Consider the following 17,730-nt stretch of genomic DNA (forward strand, 5'->3'; position numbering starts at 1 on the left):
TTTCTACGCCAAAGCGACTATTTATATGGAAAGTTTCATTTCAACGATTTCAGCCACAAGGGAGATTTAAGCGATGGCCGACGGCAATCAGAGTATCATGGAAAAAGCTGAGGCCCGCTTCATGGACAAGCAGAAGAAGACGGCCGAGCGCAGCAAGGCAACCTCCGACTACGTGTCCGAGGCGAGAGCCAGGGAGATCAAGACGGCAAGGCTCAGGGAATTGCGTCTGGCCAAGGAAGAGGCCGACCGCGTTGCCGAAGCCTTGAACCCGACACCGAAGAAGAAGCGGGCGGCAGTCAAGAAAGCCGCCGCAGCGCCGAAAGGAGCCAAGTCATGAGCCTGACATTCCCCAACCCAAGCCGCAGCTATGACGAGGCCGGCAAGCGCATCCGCTTTGTCGGCCATGACGGTATGTTCCAGATTTCCTTCTCTGTTGCCGCCGATGCGCTCTCGAAGGCGCCATCGGGGACGGCGACCTCGGAAGCCACCTATCTGGCGGCCTTCGATACGGCGTCCAGCTCCATCCATGACATTGCCAGCAAGGCGTATGCCCGCAGCCGCAAGAGCGTGTATGTGCTCACCGCCGCGGATTTCAGCTAGCTGCTGGATCAGGATTTGCGGTCCGCTTTCGCCCGCCGCTTGACGTCTTGATTGTTCAGGCGGTCAGCCATCGCTTCCGCATCGCGTATAGTCATGCCCACCATGACCTGATGCTTGAGCTCGACAGGCTGGCCGGTGAAGATGTCGAAGATGGTCCAGCTGTCAGGCTGGTCCATGCGCAATGCGTAGCGGTTTGCCATCGCGGCATCAGGCCTTGGACATGAAAAATGCCGCCGCCAGGATCAGGATTGTCCAGACCAGCACCGACAGCTTCAGGGCCAGGCCGCCATGCACGGAAAGAACCTTCCGCATGCGCAACGCCACGGTGCTCTTCGACAGGGTGGGTGCTGCCGCAATCGCGACCGCTGGCTTGACGCCAAGCTTTCCAAAAGCCGGCAGCAGCGATGGCGTTCGCATGAAATAACCTCGAATTGTCGGAGAAAACAGGCCTCCTCATAACACCCTTCTTGAAACTCCCTGCATGCCAAATAGAAACCGGTCCGTGAAACGGCCATGCCGCCCGATTCGCAACTTGCGTCGGGCCGGTTGTCATCTGGCGAAACCGGCGCAACGCGGTTAGGTTGCGCGCGAACCTGCCGGCGAGCATGAGGTTTGTTCCAGAGCATGATGCCGAAAAGTGTGAAGCGGTTTTCGGATGACATCATGCTCTTAGGCGTGACAGGCGAACGGAGACGAGGATGACGGCGCCCGGCGATTTGCTGCAAGCCTTGTTCATGAGATTGAAGAGTGACGCCTCGCTGACGGCGCTGCTCGGCGGCGCCGGATTGCGCGAGCAAGCGGCCGACAGTGCCGCCTTTCCTTATGTCACCTACGGCCGGACCAGCGCGTTCGATCTGGATACCGGCGCCGACAATGATGACGACCAGCTCATCACGCTGCATGTCTGGTCGAAGGCGCAAGGCGAGGCTGAGACGCGGCTGATCATGGACAGCATCCGGGCGCGCCTCGACGGCGCTGCATTCGCCACCGGCTCGCGCGACCAGACCCGACTGTCCCTCGAGTTCGCCGAGACACGCTATGACGAGGATCTGGCGCTCCATCACGGGGTGCTGCGGATTCGCGCCATCACGCAAAGCGCACCCTAGAGCGTTTCACCGCTTCACGGCGAACCGCTCTATCCCTTTGTGTGACGCAATTCCCAAGGGAAAGCGCTAGGCGCTTTTCCCGGGGAAAACCGCTCACATTTTTCCGGGAATTGCTCTAAATCTGCGCCTGGATCTCGGCCTTGTCGATGACCGACCATACCTCGCGGATGCGACCCTCTCCGAATTCGTAGAACACATTTTCGGCGAACGACACGCGCTTGCCATTCACCGGCAGGCCGAACAGCACTCCCTTGGGATGACAGTCGAAATGCAGGCGCGCCGCCACGCGCGGTGGTTGGCAGACCAGGAGTTCGATGTTGAAACCGAGATCGGGAATGGTCTCGAAATCGCCTTCGAGCATGCGGCGATAGCCCGACAGGCCGAGCATTTCGCCATTGTGCTGAACTTCATTGCCGACAAACTTTCCGAGATTGGCCCAGTCCTGGGCATTCAGGCAGGCGATGTAGCCCCGGTAGAGGTCGGCAAGGTCATTATCCGTCATGGCGCGCTCCGATGGTTTGGCGTTTCCTAACGCTAATTAGGGCGCCCGTCGTATATGTCGCTCTGACCGACGCCCAGGGCGCTTGCGACAGACCTCCGGTCGCCAGGGCAGGCTTGAAGAATCCGCCACACGAAAACCATAGCCGCACAGCCACTTTTCCGGCTATGACTCCCTCGCCCGGTCTGAGGGGACCGGGCGGCATGACTGCATTCATTCGTTTCGCGCGCAGGGGGTATTGCGGGGATGGATTTTCAACCATTCACCGTTCATTTCACGTTCAGCACAGTTGCGTTACAACGCCAATCATGAAAACGCTTCGCTCCCATTTCAGAACCGCGACACTGGCGCTCGCAGCGGCCGGTCTGTTGGCGTCGCAGGCGACGCCGGCGGCCGCGGCCGACTGCTACGCGATCGGCCAGCAGGTTGCCGAGCAGAATGGCGGCACATTGGCCAAGGCCTCGCAGTCGACGCGTGGCGGCCAGGAGGTCTGCGTCATCGTCGTGCTCGTTCCTGGCAAGGACGGTCAGCGTCCACGCCGTTCCGAGATCGTCGTCCCGGCGAACTGATCCCAATCTTCCCTTGTATAGGGCTCGTTTCCCAGGCCACCGGAATCGGCCTATATCTGAGACATCAACAGGCCTGACCGATCATGCGCGTACTCGTCGTCGAAGATGACAAGGATCTCAACCGGCAGATAGCCGATGCCCTGGTCGATGCCGGTTATGTCGTCGACCGCGCCTATGACGGGGAGGAGGGCCATTTCCTGGGCGACACAGAGCCTTACGACGCCGTCGTGCTCGACATCGGCCTGCCGCAGATGGACGGAATCAGCGTCGTCGAGCGTTGGCGCCGCAACAGCCGCAAGATGCCGGTGCTTATCCTGACCGCGCGCGACCGCTGGAGCGACAAAGTGTCGGGCATCGATGCCGGCGCCGACGATTACGTCACCAAGCCGTTCCACATCGAGGAGGTGCTGGCGCGGGTGCGTGCGCTGATCCGGCGCGCCGCCGGCCATGCCTCGTCCGAACTCACCTGCGGGCCGCTGCGCCTCGACACCAAGGCCTCCAAGGCCGATGTCAACGGCGTGCCGCTGAAGCTGACCTCGCATGAATTCCGCCTGCTTGCCTATCTCATGCACCATATGGGCGAGGTGGTGTCGCGCACCGAACTGGTCGAGCATCTCTACGACCAGGATTTCGACCGCGATTCCAACACCATCGAGGTGTTTGTCGGCCGGCTGCGCAAGAAGATGGGCATCGACATGATCGAAACCGTGCGCGGCATGGGCTATCGCATGCGTGAGCCGGAGGCGTAAGGCGGAACCGCTCCCCATACCAGCAAGGAAGCCTTTTTCGGCGCGGCTCTGGCCGCGCTCGCTGGCCTTCCGTGTCATCGGCTTTTCCACGATCTGGGCGATCCTCACTTTGATCGTGATCTTCACACTGATCACCACGCTCTACCGCCAGGCCAGCGAGCGTGGCTTCGACAGCCTTTTGTCGGCGCATCTGTTCAACCTGATCGGCTCCGTCGGCGTTTCCGACTCCGGCCAGCTCAGCGGCGCTCCCGACCTCGGCGACCTCCGCTTCTCTGAGCCGAATTCGGGCTGGTACTGGTCGGTCGAGCCGGCTTCCGAAGGCGTGCACGGCAACCTCCACTCCTCCTCGATGACCACGACGATCCCGTCGCCGACCGTCGCGGAGGTGCCTTTCAATTCCAGTTTCCAGCGCAGCTATTCCACCGACGGCATCGGCGACGAGGAACTGCAAGTGTTCGAAAGCGAATTCGTCCTCGACGCCAAAAACCGCGCCGCGCGCTTCCGCGTCATGGGCAACAAGACCGAGCTCGAGCAGGAGATCGCCACCTTCCAGGGCCGCCTGCTGACCTATCTCAGCCTGTTCGGCGTCGGCATGATCGCCATCAACGCGATCGCCATCCTGCTCGGCCTGCAGCCCTTGCGCCGGGTCCGCAACGCGCTTGCCCTGGTGCGCGAAGGCACGGCGCAGCGGCTCGACGGCCAGTTCCCGGCCGAGATCGAACCGCTCGCCAACGAGACCAATGCGCTGATCGAAAACAACAAGCGCATCGTCGAGCGCTCGCGCACGCAGGTCGGCAATCTCGCCCATTCGCTGAAGACGCCGCTCGCCGTGCTGATCAACGAGGGGCGAGCGCTGGGCGGGGCCAAGGGCCAGCTCATCGCCGACCAGGCCGCCTCGATGCAGAAGCAGGTCGACCACTATCTGCAGCGCGCCCGCGTCGCGGCGCAGCGCGACAGCGTCGTCTATCGTACGCCGGTGACGCCGCTGGTGCAGCGCATGGTGCGCGTGCTGCAAAAACTCAAGCCTGATGTCAGCCTGTCGCTTACGCTGCCGGCGGCCGACATCGTTTTTGCCGGCGAGCGCGAGGATCTGGAGGAACTGCTCGGCAACCTTCTCGACAATGCGATGAAATGGGCAAGGAGCAGGGTTGTCGTGTCCGTCACGCCTGCTGCAAGCAAGGACGCCGCTGGCCTGTTCGAGATATCAATCGAGGATGACGGTCCCGGCATTCCAGAGGACAAGGCGCGCGATGCGCTGAAACGTGGCCGGCGTCTCGACGAGACAAAGCCAGGCACCGGGCTCGGACTTGCCATTGTCGCCGACCTCGTCAACGAGTATGGCGGCGCTCTGGCGCTGGACCGCTCCGCCATGGGTGGGCTGAAGGCGGTGGTGCGCTTGCGGAGCCTGCAATGATGCTTCAGGGCCAATCGACATGGCTGGGTGCCTGTGTTATGGCGACCTGTCGATTGCTCCTCGGATGGTCGGCAAACGGCCAAATTTCCGACAAATATCAATACTATGGCCAGCAGACATCCCCGATGACGCGGCCCCCAGCGCATCCCGTTCAAGAAAACCGGTTGTTGGCATGAAGATTCGCGTTGCGCTCGTTTCCGCACTGCTCGCTCTTTCCGGCTGCGGAACATTGGGCAAGGGCGGCGGCCCGGATATCTCCATCACCAACCCGCCCGCGTCGCCTCCTTCAGGGGCCAAAGTCGCGACGACGATCATTTCGGCCATGGCCGGCGGGCTCGTCGGCGGATCGATCGGCAGTGGCCTGAACGAGACCGAGAAGCGCAAGGCGCTCGAGGCGGAATACAAGGCGCTCGAATACACGGCAAGCGGCCAAAAGGTGACGTGGAAGAGCGACAGTTCGGCCCATTCCGGCGAAGTTGTCGCGGCCCAGCCCTATCGTGTCGGCTCGCAGGATTGCCGCCAATATACGCATACGGTGTTCACCGGCACGGCCGGGCAGACCGCGCGTGGCACCGCCTGCCGCAACACCGACGGCAGCTGGACGCCACTGACCTGACCATTGGGGCCGACTGATCGGAGTCGACCTCCGTCAAAGCGTCGCAGCACCCTCATGTTGTGAGAGCCGGGCTCTCGCTCTATTGGAGGAACCATGCTGTTCTGGGTCATAGCCGCAATCCTCACGCTGGGTGCAAGCCTGGCGGTGCTGCTGCCGCTGACCGGCGGCGGCAAGGGCACTTCGACCAGCAACGACCACGATCTCGAAGTCTATCGCGACCAACTGGCCGAGCTTGATCGTGACGCCGCGCGCGGCCTGATCCAGCCGGCGGAAGCCGAGGAGGCACGCGCCGAAATCGCCCGCCGCATCCTTCGCCTGGGAGATGTTGGTCAAGCCAATACCGGCCAGGCCGATGCGCCCGGCATGCGGCAGCCGTCGAGGGCGGCCAGGCTGGTAGCGACAGGAGCGGTGCTGCTGGTCCCATTGCTCAGCTGGGGCCTGTATAGCCAGCTAGGCTCGCCGGATCTGCCGTCGCAGCCGCTTGCCGAACGGCTGGCCAAGAATCCGGCCGACTCCTCGGTCGACGAACTGGTGGCGCGCGCCGAGGCGCATCTTGCCGCCAATCCGTCGGACGGCAGGGGATGGGACGTGCTCGCCCCGATCTATCTGCGCCTGCAGCGCTTTTCCGATGCCGTGACCGCCTATCGCAACGCCATCCGCCTCGACGGCGATACCGCAGCACGTCAGGCCGGTCTCGGCGAAGCCATCGCCAATGCGGCCGGCGGCATTGTCTCGGCCGACGCCCAATCGGCTTTCGAACAGGCGTTGAAGCTCGACCCGGCAAACCCGAAAGCGTCCTTCTACCTGGCCATGGCGCTGGCGCAGGAAGGCCGTCTGGCAGAGTCGACCGCTGCCTGGCAGAAGATGCTCGACCTCCTGCCGCAGGATTCGCCGTGGCGGGGCGCTGTCCAACAGGCGCTGGCCGAGGCTGCCAACCGCAGCGTCGCGTCAGGAGAGCCCGCGAAAGGCCCCGATGCCGCAGCCGTCGATGCTGCCTCGTCGATGGCGCCGCAGGACAGGCAGGCCATGATCGACACCATGGTCGCCGGCCTTGACGAAAAACTGCGGCAAAATCCGCGCGACACGGAAGGATGGATGCGGCTCATTCGTTCCTATGTTGTGCTGGGCAAGGCCGACCAGGCGCGCGATGCGCTGCATCGCGGTATTGCCGTTTTCGGCGCCGACAGTGATGAAGCGAAAAAATTCACCGCCTTTGCCGCCTCGCTCGGCCTGACGGCGACGGAGTAGGGCATGACGCGCAAGCAGAAGCGATTGTCGGTGATTGTCGGAGGGCTGGCCTTCCTCGGCGCCGCCACCGGGTTGACCTTCTATGCGCTGGGCCAGAAAGCCTCCTATTTCTACATGCCCGCCGACCTGACAACCGCCAGCCTGCAGCCGGGACAGCGCATCCGGCTCGGCGGGCTCGTCGAAAAGGGCACGGTCGTGCGCGGGCAGGGCGCGACGGTTGCGTTCTCGGTGACCGACACGCACAAATCGGTCAAGGTCACCTACACCGGCATCCTGCCCGATCTGTTCCGCGAGGAGCAGGGCGTCATCACCGAGGGCGCTTTCGGTACTGATGGCGTCTTCATCGCCGACAGCGTGCTGGCCAAGCATGACGAGCGCTACATGCCCAAGGAAGTGGCCGACGGGCTGAAAGCCAAGGGTGTGTGGCAGGAAAGCAAGAGTGAGTAATGGTTGAGACCGGACATTTCGCGCTTGTCCTCGCCTTCGCGCTGTCGCTGGTGCAGACGCTGGTGCCGCTCTATGGCGCGCGCACCGGCAACCAGCGGCTGATGGCTGTCGGCGGCCCCGTCACGGTCACCGGCTTCGCGCTCACGGCTTTATCGTTCGCCGCACTGGGCGGCGCCTATGCTACCTCCGATTTCTCGGTGGCGAGCGTGTGGGAAAACTCGCATTCGCTGCAGCCGCTGATCTACAAGATCACCGGAACCTGGGGCAACCACGAAGGCTCGATGCTGCTCTGGGTGCTGATCCTGACCTTCTTCGGCGCGCTGGTCGCTGTCTTCGGTTCCAATTTGCCGGCGACGCTGCGGGCCAATGTGCTGGCCGTGCAAGGGGCGATCGGCGCCACCTTCTTCCTGTTTATCCTGGCGACGTCCAATCCGTTCATCCGGCTCAATCCGGCGCCGATCGAAGGCCGCGATCTCAACCCGGTCCTGCAGGACCTCGGCCTCGCCATCCACCCGCCGCTGCTCTATCTCGGCTATGTCGGCTTCTCCATCTGCTTTTCCTTCTCGGTCGCGGCGCTGATCGAAGGCCGCATCGATGCGTCCTGGGCGCGCTGGGTGCGGCCATGGACGCTGGTCGCCTGGATGTTTTTGACCGGCGGCATCGCCATGGGCTCCTACTGGGCTTATTACGAACTCGGCTGGGGCGGCTTCTGGTTCTGGGACCCGGTCGAGAACGCCTCCTTCATGCCGTGGCTTGCGGGCACCGCCCTGCTGCATTCGGCCATCGTCATGGAGAAGCGCTCGGCGCTCAAGATCTGGACGCTGCTGCTCGCCATCCTCACCTTCTCGCTGTCGCTGCTCGGCACTTTCCTGGTGCGCTCCGGCGTGCTGACCTCGGTGCATGCCTTCGCCACGGATCCGACCCGTGGCATTTTCATCCTGTGCATATTGACGCTGTTCATCGGCGGCTCGCTGGCGCTGTTTGCGCTGCGCGCGTCGCAGCTGACGGCCGGCGGCCTGTTCCACCCGATCTCGCGTGAAGGCGCGCTGGTGCTCAACAATCTGTTCCTGACTACGGCGACTGCGACCGTGCTGGTCGGCACGCTCTATCCGCTCGCGGTCGAGGCGCTTTCGGCCGGCAAGATCTCGGTCGGCGCGCCGTTCTTCAACCTGACATTCGGCCCGTTGATGGTGCCGCTGCTGGTCGTGGTGCCTTTCGGGCCGCTGCTCGCCTGGAAGCGCGGCGACCTCTATGCGGTCGCCCAGCGCCTGATGGCTGCCTTTGCCGCGGCCCTCCTGGCCATGCTGGTCACCGGCCTGTTCGTCAACGGTGCGTCGGTGTTTGCCGCCCTCGGCGTCGGCCTCGCCTTTTGGCTGGTCTGCGGCGCGCTCACCGACCTTGCCGTCAAATCCGGCTTTGGCAATGTGTCGCCGGCCATCATGCTGCGCCGTTTCGCCGGCCTTCCGCGTTCGGTGTTCGGCACTACACTTGCCCATCTAGGCCTCGGCCTGACGACGCTCGGCATCGTCGGCACGCTGTGCTTCGGCACCGAAAAAATCCTGTCGATGCATGCCGGCGAAAGCGTCGAACTCTCCGGCCACACGCTACGCTTCGAAGGGCTCTATCCCGCGCAGGGCCCGAACTACAGCGAGCAGCGCGGCCGCTTTTCGCTGATAGGCGCCGATGGCGGGGTTTCGGCTGAAATCACCTCGGCCAAGCGCTTCTTTCCGGTGCGGCAGACGACGACAACCGAATCCGGCATCGAGACGATCGGGTTCAGCCAGCTCTATTTGTCGCTGGGCGATGAAGGAACCGATGGTTCCGTCGTAGTGCGCCTGTGGTGGAAGCCGCTGGTAACGCTGATCTGGGGCGGTGGTCTGGTGATGATGGCGGGCGCGGCAATGTCGCTGCTCGACCGTCGCCTGCGTGTCGGCGCCCCATCGCGCCGCCGCAAGCGGGCAACCGCCATGCCGTCGGCAGGCGTGCCGTGAGCACCAGGTTTTCGCTGGCCTCGCTCATCCTGCTGCTGGCGCTGCTGTTTGCAGGTGCTGCCCAGGCGGTGAAACCGGACGAGGTTCTCGCCGATCCCGCGCTCGAGGCGAGGGCGCGGCTGCTGTCGGAAGGCCTGCGCTGCATGGTCTGCCAGAACCAGTCGATCGACGAATCCGATGCCGATCTTGCCCGCGACCTGCGCATCCTGGTGCGCCAGCGCCTCGTTGCCGGCGATACCGACCAGCAGGTGATGGATTATATCGTGTCGCGCTACGGCGAGTTCGTGCTGTTGAAGCCGCGCTTCAGCCCGCGTAACGCCTTATTGTGGGGCACGCCGGTGCTTCTGCTGTTAGTCGGCGGCATTTTCATTGTGCTGACCACGCGTTCGCACCGATCGCTGGCGACCAAGGCGCTGAGCGCCGAGGAACAGGCGGCGTTGGACAAGATGCTGAGCGATTAGCTCGGCCATTCCTCCGGACGCTTAGCTTCCGCCGCTTCGATCATGGCGTCAATTTCCGCCATGGCATCGTCGTGGGAGATGACACGGCCAGCCACTGCATCGGCCAAACCGCGTTTGATGCCTTCGATGACATCGAGCTCGCGGTCGAGATCGGCCGAAACCGCCTCGCCGGTGAGGAGGGATTTGCTGGGTCGATTCGTGCGTTCTCTCATGCCCCCAACATTACAAAACTTTCATGCTTCGGAAATGGCGCCGTAATGTGCGCCTCTCTATTCCTCTTGTCCGAGGATGCTCTGCCTGAGCCGCATCCAGTAAAAAGAGGATACAAGATCCATGTCTATTGCCCCCAATTCATATTCCCGCACCCGCAAGCGGCTGTTGGCCGCCGCCGCTTCGCTGGCCATTGCCGGCGCCGTTGGTTTCGGCGCCGTCGCCACCGGCACGGCCCCTGTTTTGGCCGACGCCGTGCGGGTCGAAGCGCCGCAGGTGCCGGGCTTTGCCGATGTCGTCGAGCGTGTTTCGCCCGCCGTGGTCAGCGTCAAGGTCAAGGCCAAGATCGAGCCGGCCGCTGATGACGGCTCCGACCAGTCCGACGATCCGGATGGCGGCATGAACAACCTGCCCGACAATCCGCAGCTGCGCCAGTTCTTCAAGCAATTCCGTGGCTTTGGCGATCAGAACGGCCAGGGCGGCGGCAATCGTCGCTTCAGCCATCGCGACCACAACAACGACCAGCCCCGCCCGGTGGCGCAGGGTTCCGGCTTCTTCATCTCCGATGACGGCTACCTCGTCACCAACAACCATGTCGTCGAGGAAGGCTCGGCCTTCACCGTGGTGATGAATGACGGCAAGGAACTCGACGCCAAGCTGATCGGCACCGATCCGCGCACCGATCTCGCCGTGCTCAAGGTCGATGGCGTCGGCAAGTTCACCTATGTCGACTTCGCCGATGATTCCAAGGTTCGCGTCGGCGACTGGGTCGTGGCCGTCGGCAATCCGTTCGGCCTCGGCGGTACCGTCACCGCCGGCATCGTCTCGGCCCGTGGCCGTGATATCGGCGCCGGTCCCTATGACGACTTCATCCAGATCGACGCCTCGGTCAACCGCGGCAATTCGGGCGGCCCGACCTTCAACCTCAACGGCCAGGTCGTCGGCATCAACACCGCGATCTTCTCGCCCTCGGGCGGCAGCGTCGGCATCGCCTTCGACATCCCGGCTTCGACGGCCAAGCAGGTCGTGCAGGACCTGATGAAGAGCGGCTCGGTGCAGCGTGGCTGGCTCGGCGTCGAAATCCAGCCGGTCACTTCGGATATTGCCGAATCACTGGGCTTGAAGTCGCAGAACGGCGCTCTGGTTTCCAGCGCCCAGGACGGCGGACCCGGCAAGAAGGCCGGCATCACGGCCGGCGACGTGATCACTCAGGTCGAAGGCAAGGACGTTGCATCGCCGAAGGAATTGGCCCGTCTGATCGGCGCCTATTCGCCCGGCAAGTCGGTTGACGTCACGGTGTGGCGCGACGGCAAGAACCAGACGATCAAGGTCGATCTCGGCACGCTGCCGTCCACCGACAAGCAGGCCTCGGCCGACCCGCAGCAGCCCGCAGCTCCGGCAAAGCCCGCCGCGCTGGCCGATCTCGGCCTCACCGTTACCAAGTCGGAAAACGGCAAGGGCCTGGTGGTCACCGATGTCGACCCCGACAGCGATGCCGCGGACCGTGGCATCCAGCCTGGCGATGTCATCACTTCGGTCAATTCGACGGAGGTGAACGGCACAGAGGACGTCGCCAAGGCGATGGCCGATGCGGTCAAGTCCGGCCGCAAGGCGGTGCTGATGCAGATCACCCGCGACGATAGCAATCGCTTCGTCGCGCTGCCGGTCGCCAAGGGCTGACATCACACAGTTTCCAGTGCGGCGGTTTCAACACCCCCGAGCCGCCGCACGGGAAAGCACGGGGCCGAACGCGTTAGTCAGTCATCGTGTTCTGCCCCCGGCGGCAGCGGGCCCCCATCGCCCGCTGCCGCTCTAACAGCAAGGCATGTCGCCCAAAAGTGCACGGCAGTTTGGGATAACGACATGCTTGAACGAAAGCTTTCACGCCAATGTCGGCCTCTCAATCTTCCAGCGAAATCGCGTATAACGGCTCTATGAAGATTCTCGTCATAGAAGACGATCGCGAGGCGGCCGATTATATGCAGAAGGCCTTTACCGAGGCCGGGCACACCGCCCATGTCGCCGGCGACGGCGAAACCGGCTTTGCGCTGGCCGATGCCGGCGACTATGACGTCATGGTTGTCGACCGCATGATGCCGCGCCGCGACGGGCTTTCTGTCATTGCCGGCCTGCGCTCGCGCGGCAACACCACGCCGGTCCTGATCCTGTCGGCGCTGGGCGAGGTCGATGACCGCGTCACCGGCCTGCGCGCCGGCGGCGATGACTATCTGACCAAGCCCTATGCCTTTTCCGAACTGCTCGCCCGCGTCGAGGTGCTGAACCGCCGCGCCAGCGCCAGGGAAGCCGAAACCATGTACCGGGTCGGCGATCTCGAGCTCGACCGACTGTCCCATTCCGTGAAGCGCGCCGCGCGCGAGATCACGCTGCAGCCGCGCGAATTCCGCCTGCTCGAATATCTGATGCGCCATGCCGGCCAGGTGGTGACGCGCACCATGTTGCTTGAAAATGTCTGGGACTATCATTTCGATCCGCAGACCAACGTCATCGACGTGCATGTCTCGCGGCTGCGCGGCAAGATCGAGAAGGGCTTCGACAAGCCGATCCTGCATACCGTGCGCGGGGCCGGCTATATGCTGAAGAGCGGCTAGAGCATGATCCCAAAAAGTGGGTACCGGTTTTTGGAGAAGATCATGCTCCAACAAAGGGGTAGCTCATGATGAGATTTCAACCAAATCTCATCATGAGCTAGGCATCCATGGCCCTTTCCCTGCCGGCCATCATGAGGACGACGGCGGCGCGGCTTTCGGCGCTTTATTTCCTGCTTTTCGCACTCTGCGCCGTGTTGCTCGTCTTCTACATGACATCGCTGTCGGCGCGCATGCTGACCGGCCAGACCCAGCAGACCATCAATGACGAGGTGCTCGGCCTTGCCCGCGCCTATCAGCGTGGCGGCCTGCCGGTGCTGGTGCGCGTGGTCGAACAGCGCTCGCGCCAGCCCGGCGCCAACCTCTATCTCATCGCCGACGCCAACGGCCAGATCCTGACCGGCAACGTGCAGAGCCTGGAGCCAGGCGTGCTCGAGACCGACGGCTGGACGACCGAGCCGTTCTCCTACCGGCGCTTCGGCGAAGGCGAGCTTGAGCGGCAGCGCAACTCGGCCGCCGACCAGAGCGATACGCAACCCGGCCAGAACGAGGTGCAGGCGGAGGGCGAGAAGGGCCACAACGCGATTGCGCTGGTGCTGCGGCTGCCCAACCAGATGATCATGCTGGTCGGCCGCGATCTCGGCGAACCTGAGCGCTTCCGCGCCGTCATCCGCCGCGCCTTGATGCTGGCGCTAGGCATGATGGGCCTGGGCGGGCTGTTGATCTGGTTCTTTGTCGGCCGCGCCGCGCTGAAGCGCATCGACAGCGTCTCGGAGGCGAGCCGTCGCATCATGGGCGGCGACCTCACGGGGCGGCTGCCGGTGACCGGTGCCGGCGACGAATTCGACCGCCTGTCGGAAAACCTCAACACCATGCTGGCCAGGATCGCGACATTGAACGAGGGACTGAAGCAGGTCTCCGACAACATCGCCCATGATCTGAAGACACCGCTGACCAGGCTGCGCAACCGCGCCGAGGCGACACTTTCGGGCAAGCACAAGACCACCGATTATCGGCAGGCATTGGAAGGCACCATCGCCGAGTCCGACCAACTGATAAAGACCTTCAACGCCATCCTGATGATCTCCAGGCTGGAGGCGGGCTATTCCTCGGAAAGCACCAGCAAGGTCGATCTCGCAGCCGCCGTGCACGATGTCGTCGAGCTTTACGAACCGGTGGCGGAGGAGGCGGGCGTGGCGCTCGAAACCTCCATGGACGGGGATTTCTCCGTCAATGGCAACCGCGAGCTGATCGGCCAGGCGCTGTCGAACATCGTCGACAACGCCATCAAATATTCAACCGACGCGACGGAAAAGCCGGCTGTGCGCGTTGCCCTGCAGCGCGTCGGTTATGACATCCGGCTTTCTGTCGCCGACAATGGCCATGGCATCCCCGATGATGCCGACCGCGCCAGGGCCACCGAGCGCTTCGTGCGGCTGGAAAAGAGCCGCTCGCAGCCGGGATCGGGCCTGGGCTTGAGCCTCGCCAAGGCGATCATGACTTTCCACAATGGCCGGCTTGAACTTCTGCCTGCCAAACCCGGATTGTCCGTTATCATGAGTTTCCCCGTGCGGGAGGACCATTGATGGCGGTGAGGATGGCTCAGAAGCGGATCGAGACAGAATGGCACCTGCAACTGGCGGCGCAACTCGCGCCGCTGGACGGGAGCCGCGCCCGGCGTAGACTGTCGGAGATTGCCGGCGCCGCCGAGGACGAGAACCTGCCGCGGCTGGCGAAATTTTTGGGCGGCAAGGGCGCCGCCCAGGATTTTCTCGCTGCCGTCTTCAACCTCTCGCCCTTCCTGCGCGATGTCGCGCGCCGCCGTCCGCAGATCCTCGATGCGCTGTTCGATGATGGTGTCGAGGCCAGGCTGCTCAGCATTGCCGAAGCGATTGGCAAAGTCGCCTTTGCTGAGGCCGTTTCGGAATCGAGCCTGATGATGGAACTCAGGCAGTGGAAGGGAGAAGCTCACTTCCTGATTGCGCTCGCCGATCTCGCCGGCGAGGCGGAGACCGCGCTCACGGTCAGGCGTCTCAGCGATCTCGCCGACGCCTGCACCCGCGCCGCCGTCGATTTCCTGCTGCGCGAGGCACACAGCCAGGGCAAGCTCAAATTGCCGGATCCCGAAAAGCCGTCTCTGCAGTCCGGCTGGATTCTGCTCGGCATGGGCAAGCTTGGCGCCCATGAACTGAATTTTTCCTCCGACATCGACCTTGTCGTCTTCTTCGATCCGGATGCACCGGCGATCATCGATCCGCTCGACGCGACCGAACTGTTTGCGCGCCTGACCCGCAGGCTGGTCCGCATCCTGCAGGACCGCACCGAGCACGGCTATGTCTTCCGCACCGACCTCAGGCTGCGCCCCGATCCCGGCTCGACGCCGCTGGCGATCCCGGTCGAAGCCGCACTTCGCTACTATGAGGCGCGCGGCCAGAACTGGGAGCGCGCCGCCATGATCAAGGCGCGTCCGGTGGCCGGCGATCTCGCCGCCGGCGAGGCATTCCTGCGGGAGCTGCAGCCCTATGTCTGGCGCAAATACATGGACTATGCGGCAATCGCCGACGTCCATTCGATCAAGCGCCAGATCCATGCCCACAAGGGCCATGGCGAGATCGCGGTGAAGGGCCACAACGTCAAGCTCGGCCGCGGCGGCATTCGCGAAATCGAGTTCTTCGTCCAGACACAGCAGCTGATTGCCGGCGGCCGTTTTCCCGAACTGCGCGGCCGCGAGACCGTGCCGATGCTGGGCGCGCTGGCGGCGCGCAACTGGATCACCGCCGATGCGCGCGACGCGCTCACTCAGCAATACTGGTTCCTGCGCCGCGTCGAGCACGCTATCCAGATGGTCGCCGACGAGCAGACGCATATCCTGCCGGACGACGACGAGGGGCTGGAACGCATCGCCCACATGCTGGGCTTTGCCGATGCCGCCAAATTTTCCGAAACTTTTCGCGCGGCTTTGCATGAGGTCGAGCGCCATTATGCGGCGCTGTTCGAAACCGCGCCGGAACTGTCGGCCGGCGTCGGCAATCTGGTCTTTACCGGCGATGTCGACGATCCCGACACGTTGCAGACCTTGCACGGCCTCGGCTTCAAGCGGCCGAGCGACATCTGCCGCGTCATTCGCGGCTGGCATTTCGGCCGCTACCGCGTCACCCAGTCGGCCGAGGCGCGCGAGCGGCTGACCGAACTGACACCGGCGCTGCTCAAAGCCTTCGGGCAGACGCGCCGGGCCGACGAGGCTTTGGTGCGCTTCGACGACTTCCTCGCCGGTCTTCCGGCCGGCATCCAGCTGTTTTCGCTGCTGCGGTCGAACCCCGCTCTGCTGAAACTGATGGCGACCATCATGGGCGCCGCGCCCCGGCTGGCGGCGATCATCACCAAGCGTCCGCATGTCTTCGACGGCCTGCTCGATCCGGCGCTGCTGAACGAACTGCCCAATCGCGCCTATCTGTCCGCGCGGCTGGCGGCTTTCATCGAAGGTGACAGGGCCTATGAGGACGTGCTCGACCGTCTGCGCATCTTTGCCTCCGAGCAGAAGTTCCTGATCGGTGTGCGCCTGCTCGCCGGCTCGATCAGCATGAGCCGTGCCGGCCGTGCCTTTTCCGACCTCGCCGACCTCACCATCGACGCCGCGCTGCAAGCGGTGACGGCCGAATTCGCACTGCGCCATGGCCGCATCGCCGGCGGCACGGTTTCGCTGCTCGGCATGGGCAAGCTCGGCAGCCGTGAGCTTACCGCCGGCTCGGATGTCGACCTCATCCTGCTTTACGATCACGACGCGGATGCCGAGGAATCCGACGGCGATAAGCCGCTGGCGCCGTCGCACTACTACACCAGGATGACGCAGCGGTTGATCGCGGCTGTCTCGGCGCCGACCGCCGAGGGCGTTCTCTACGAGCTCGACCTGCGCTTGCGGCCATCCGGCAACAAGGGGCCGGTCGCCACCCATGTCGACGCCTTCAAGAAGTATCAGCGCCAGGAAGCCTGGACCTGGGAGCACATGGCGCTGGCCCGGGCGCGTGCCATCGGCGGCGACGCGGCCCTTTGCGTCGAGGTCGAGGCCGAGGTGACGGCACTTCTGGCCCTGCCGCGCGACGCTGCCAAAGTGCGGGCCGAGGCATCCGAGATGCGCGCGCTGATCGAGAAGGAAAAATCGCCGCGCGATCTGTGGGATATCAAGCTGATCCCAGGCGGCCTCATCGACCTCGAATTCATTGCGCAGGTGGCCGTCATCACCGGGCAGGTCGAAGCCGGCGACAGGGTGACCGCGACTGGCGAAATCCTGTCGCATCTGGCCCCGGATTTCGCCGAAGCTGACGTCAGGCAAGAGCTTTGCGAAGCCTACCAGCTTTATCTGGCGCTGACGCAGATGACGCGACTTTGCCTCACCGGCGCCTTCGAACGCGACGACGTTCCGCCGGGATTGTCGGATCTGCTGCTGGCGGTGACTAACCTGCCGGATTTCGGTGTGCTGGAAGCACATCTCAAGGAGACGTCGCAAAAGGTCAGAAAGGACTTCGACCTTTTGCTTCGTGCGAAACAATCGTGCGCGCGTGAAGCGCTGACGGCTGTTTCGGATCGCATCGGGGGTGACGATGCAACAGGAGAATACTAATGAGAAAGACAACCGGACTTGCCCTTGCCTTCGTCGCGCTTGCCGGCGCCGTTGGCACCACCGCCTATGCCGAGAACAATGCCAGCGCCAGAATGCGCGAGGGCACGATGATGCGCCTCGACAAGGCGATGAAGGATTCCAACGGCACCATCAGCTTCGACCAGTTTTCCGACGCTATGAACGCACGGCTGAAGAAGCTGGTCGCCGACAATGGCGGCAAGCTCACCGTCGCCCAGCTCGCCGACGCGCTGGAGAAGGCACGTTTCGAGGAAATGGCCAAGCGCATCGTCGCCCGCTACGACACCAAGGGCGACGGCACGCTGACCACCGACGACATCACCGGGCGTGAGAAGAAGGTGTTTGCCATGCTCGACCGCAACAATGACGGCAAGATCGAGCGCAACGAACTGCCGAAGAACGGTCGCATGGGCCGCCATCGCCAATGGGACGGCGGCGACGACAGCATGCAGTGAGTGGCGATTACGGCTCCGGCGGCGAAAGCCGCCGGAGACCCTTGCACTACCGCTCTCTACTCGGTCCTTTGAACACGGCGCAGAGCGCGGCTCGCGTGAGCTTGCAAAATCCGCTCACGCAGA

General features: G+C 63.7%; 20 protein-coding genes. 16 read left to right on the forward strand and 4 right to left on the reverse strand.

The annotated features are described in order from the left end of the window. Positions 1-73: 73 nt before the first annotated feature. Both H0241_RS17410 and H0241_RS17415 read left to right on the forward strand, forming a co-directional pair. Positions 74-337 carry a hypothetical protein gene (locus tag H0241_RS17410; RefSeq protein WP_181058895.1) on the forward strand — a complete coding sequence of 88 codons (264 nt, stop codon included), beginning with the start codon at positions 74-76 and terminating at the stop codon, positions 335-337. After that, the gene (locus H0241_RS17415; protein ID WP_181058896.1) at positions 334-600 is read left to right on the forward strand and encodes a DUF1488 family protein; all 267 of its coding nucleotides are present in this window, start codon (positions 334-336) and stop codon (positions 598-600) included. The genes H0241_RS17410 and H0241_RS17415 overlap by 4 nt, the downstream gene beginning before the upstream one ends. 8 nt (positions 601-608) lie before the next feature. Here H0241_RS17415 and H0241_RS17420 read toward each other — a convergent pair whose 3' ends face one another. Next, positions 609-800 carry a hypothetical protein gene (locus tag H0241_RS17420; RefSeq protein WP_181058897.1) on the reverse strand — a complete coding sequence of 64 codons (192 nt, stop codon included), beginning with the start codon at positions 798-800 and terminating at the stop codon, positions 609-611. Positions 801-807: 7 nt separating this feature from the next. Beyond that, a complete protein-coding gene (locus H0241_RS17425; protein WP_181058898.1) occupies positions 808-1,017 on the reverse strand; it encodes a hypothetical protein in 210 nt (69 codons plus the stop codon). Positions 1,018-1,298: 281 nt separating this feature from the next. On the opposite strand from H0241_RS17425, the gene H0241_RS17430 reads away from it, so the two are divergent. Then, a complete protein-coding gene (locus H0241_RS17430; RefSeq protein ID WP_181058899.1) occupies positions 1,299-1,706 on the forward strand; it encodes a DUF3168 domain-containing protein in 408 nt (135 codons plus the stop codon). Positions 1,707-1,821: 115 nt separating this feature from the next. Here H0241_RS17430 and H0241_RS17435 read toward each other — a convergent pair whose 3' ends face one another. Beyond that, complete coding sequence (locus tag H0241_RS17435; protein ID WP_181058900.1) at positions 1,822-2,208, reverse strand: ester cyclase; 387 nt, start codon at positions 2,206-2,208, stop codon at positions 1,822-1,824. A gap of 305 nt (positions 2,209-2,513) precedes the next feature. Between H0241_RS17435 and H0241_RS17440 the strand changes: the two genes are divergently transcribed. From H0241_RS17440 to H0241_RS17475, 8 genes are all read left to right on the forward strand, one after another. Continuing rightward, positions 2,514-2,774 carry a hypothetical protein gene (locus H0241_RS17440; protein WP_181058901.1) on the forward strand — a complete coding sequence of 87 codons (261 nt, stop codon included), beginning with the start codon at positions 2,514-2,516 and terminating at the stop codon, positions 2,772-2,774. Positions 2,775-2,857: 83 nt separating this feature from the next. Then, a complete protein-coding gene (locus H0241_RS17445; RefSeq protein WP_181058902.1) occupies positions 2,858-3,523 on the forward strand; it encodes a response regulator transcription factor in 666 nt (221 codons plus the stop codon). Then, the gene (locus H0241_RS17450) at positions 3,507-4,937 is read left to right on the forward strand and encodes an ATP-binding protein (protein ID WP_181058903.1); all 1,431 of its coding nucleotides are present in this window, start codon (positions 3,507-3,509) and stop codon (positions 4,935-4,937) included. Before H0241_RS17445 ends, H0241_RS17450 begins: the two co-directional genes overlap by 17 nt. 172 nt (positions 4,938-5,109) lie before the next feature. Then, positions 5,110-5,553: a hypothetical protein gene (locus H0241_RS17455; RefSeq protein WP_181058904.1), complete on the forward strand. Its 444-nt coding sequence runs from the start codon at positions 5,110-5,112 to the stop codon at positions 5,551-5,553. 93 nt (positions 5,554-5,646) lie between these two features. After that, a complete protein-coding gene (ccmI, locus tag H0241_RS17460; RefSeq protein ID WP_181058905.1) occupies positions 5,647-6,801 on the forward strand; it encodes a c-type cytochrome biogenesis protein CcmI in 1,155 nt (384 codons plus the stop codon). Between the two features lie 3 nt (positions 6,802-6,804). Next, the gene (ccmE, locus tag H0241_RS17465) at positions 6,805-7,248 is read left to right on the forward strand and encodes a cytochrome c maturation protein CcmE (protein WP_181058906.1); all 444 of its coding nucleotides are present in this window, start codon (positions 6,805-6,807) and stop codon (positions 7,246-7,248) included. Beyond that, positions 7,248-9,239, forward strand: a complete 1,992-nt coding sequence (locus tag H0241_RS17470; protein WP_181058907.1) for a heme lyase CcmF/NrfE family subunit — start codon at positions 7,248-7,250, stop codon at positions 9,237-9,239. The genes ccmE and H0241_RS17470 overlap by 1 nt, the downstream gene beginning before the upstream one ends. Beyond that, positions 9,236-9,700, forward strand: a complete 465-nt coding sequence (locus tag H0241_RS17475) for a cytochrome c-type biogenesis protein (RefSeq protein ID WP_181058908.1) — start codon at positions 9,236-9,238, stop codon at positions 9,698-9,700. Before H0241_RS17470 ends, H0241_RS17475 begins: the two co-directional genes overlap by 4 nt. Here the strand turns inward: H0241_RS17475 and H0241_RS17480 are convergent. Continuing rightward, a complete protein-coding gene (locus H0241_RS17480; RefSeq protein ID WP_181058909.1) occupies positions 9,697-9,912 on the reverse strand; it encodes a hypothetical protein in 216 nt (71 codons plus the stop codon). The genes H0241_RS17475 and H0241_RS17480 overlap by 4 nt on opposite strands. Before the next feature lie 121 nt (positions 9,913-10,033). Here H0241_RS17480 and H0241_RS17485 point away from each other — a divergent pair, with 121 nt between their 5' ends. The 5 genes from H0241_RS17485 (at position 10,034) to H0241_RS17505 (ending at position 17,607) form a co-directional block, all read left to right on the forward strand. Next, positions 10,034-11,590: a Do family serine endopeptidase gene (locus H0241_RS17485; protein WP_181058910.1), complete on the forward strand. Its 1,557-nt coding sequence runs from the start codon at positions 10,034-10,036 to the stop codon at positions 11,588-11,590. A 254-nt stretch (positions 11,591-11,844) separates the two neighbouring features. Then, positions 11,845-12,519, forward strand: a complete 675-nt coding sequence (locus H0241_RS17490; RefSeq protein ID WP_181058911.1) for a response regulator transcription factor — start codon at positions 11,845-11,847, stop codon at positions 12,517-12,519. 107 nt (positions 12,520-12,626) lie between these two features. Further along, on the forward strand, positions 12,627-14,102 hold the full coding sequence (locus H0241_RS17495; RefSeq protein ID WP_181058912.1) for a sensor histidine kinase: 1,476 nt from the start codon (positions 12,627-12,629) through the stop codon (positions 14,100-14,102). Further along, on the forward strand, positions 14,102-17,134 hold the full coding sequence (locus tag H0241_RS17500) for a bifunctional [glutamine synthetase] adenylyltransferase/[glutamine synthetase]-adenylyl-L-tyrosine phosphorylase (RefSeq protein ID WP_181058913.1): 3,033 nt from the start codon (positions 14,102-14,104) through the stop codon (positions 17,132-17,134). Before H0241_RS17495 ends, H0241_RS17500 begins: the two co-directional genes overlap by 1 nt. Then, positions 17,134-17,607 (forward strand): EF-hand domain-containing protein, encoded by a 474-nt coding sequence (locus H0241_RS17505; protein WP_181058914.1) that lies wholly within the window; start codon positions 17,134-17,136, stop codon positions 17,605-17,607. Before H0241_RS17500 ends, H0241_RS17505 begins: the two co-directional genes overlap by 1 nt. The last annotated feature ends 123 nt before the right edge of the window (positions 17,608-17,730 follow it).

The sequence above is a fragment of the Mesorhizobium neociceri genome (genome assembly GCF_013520985.1).
Classification (GTDB): Bacteria; Pseudomonadota; Alphaproteobacteria; order Rhizobiales; family Rhizobiaceae; genus Mesorhizobium; species Mesorhizobium neociceri.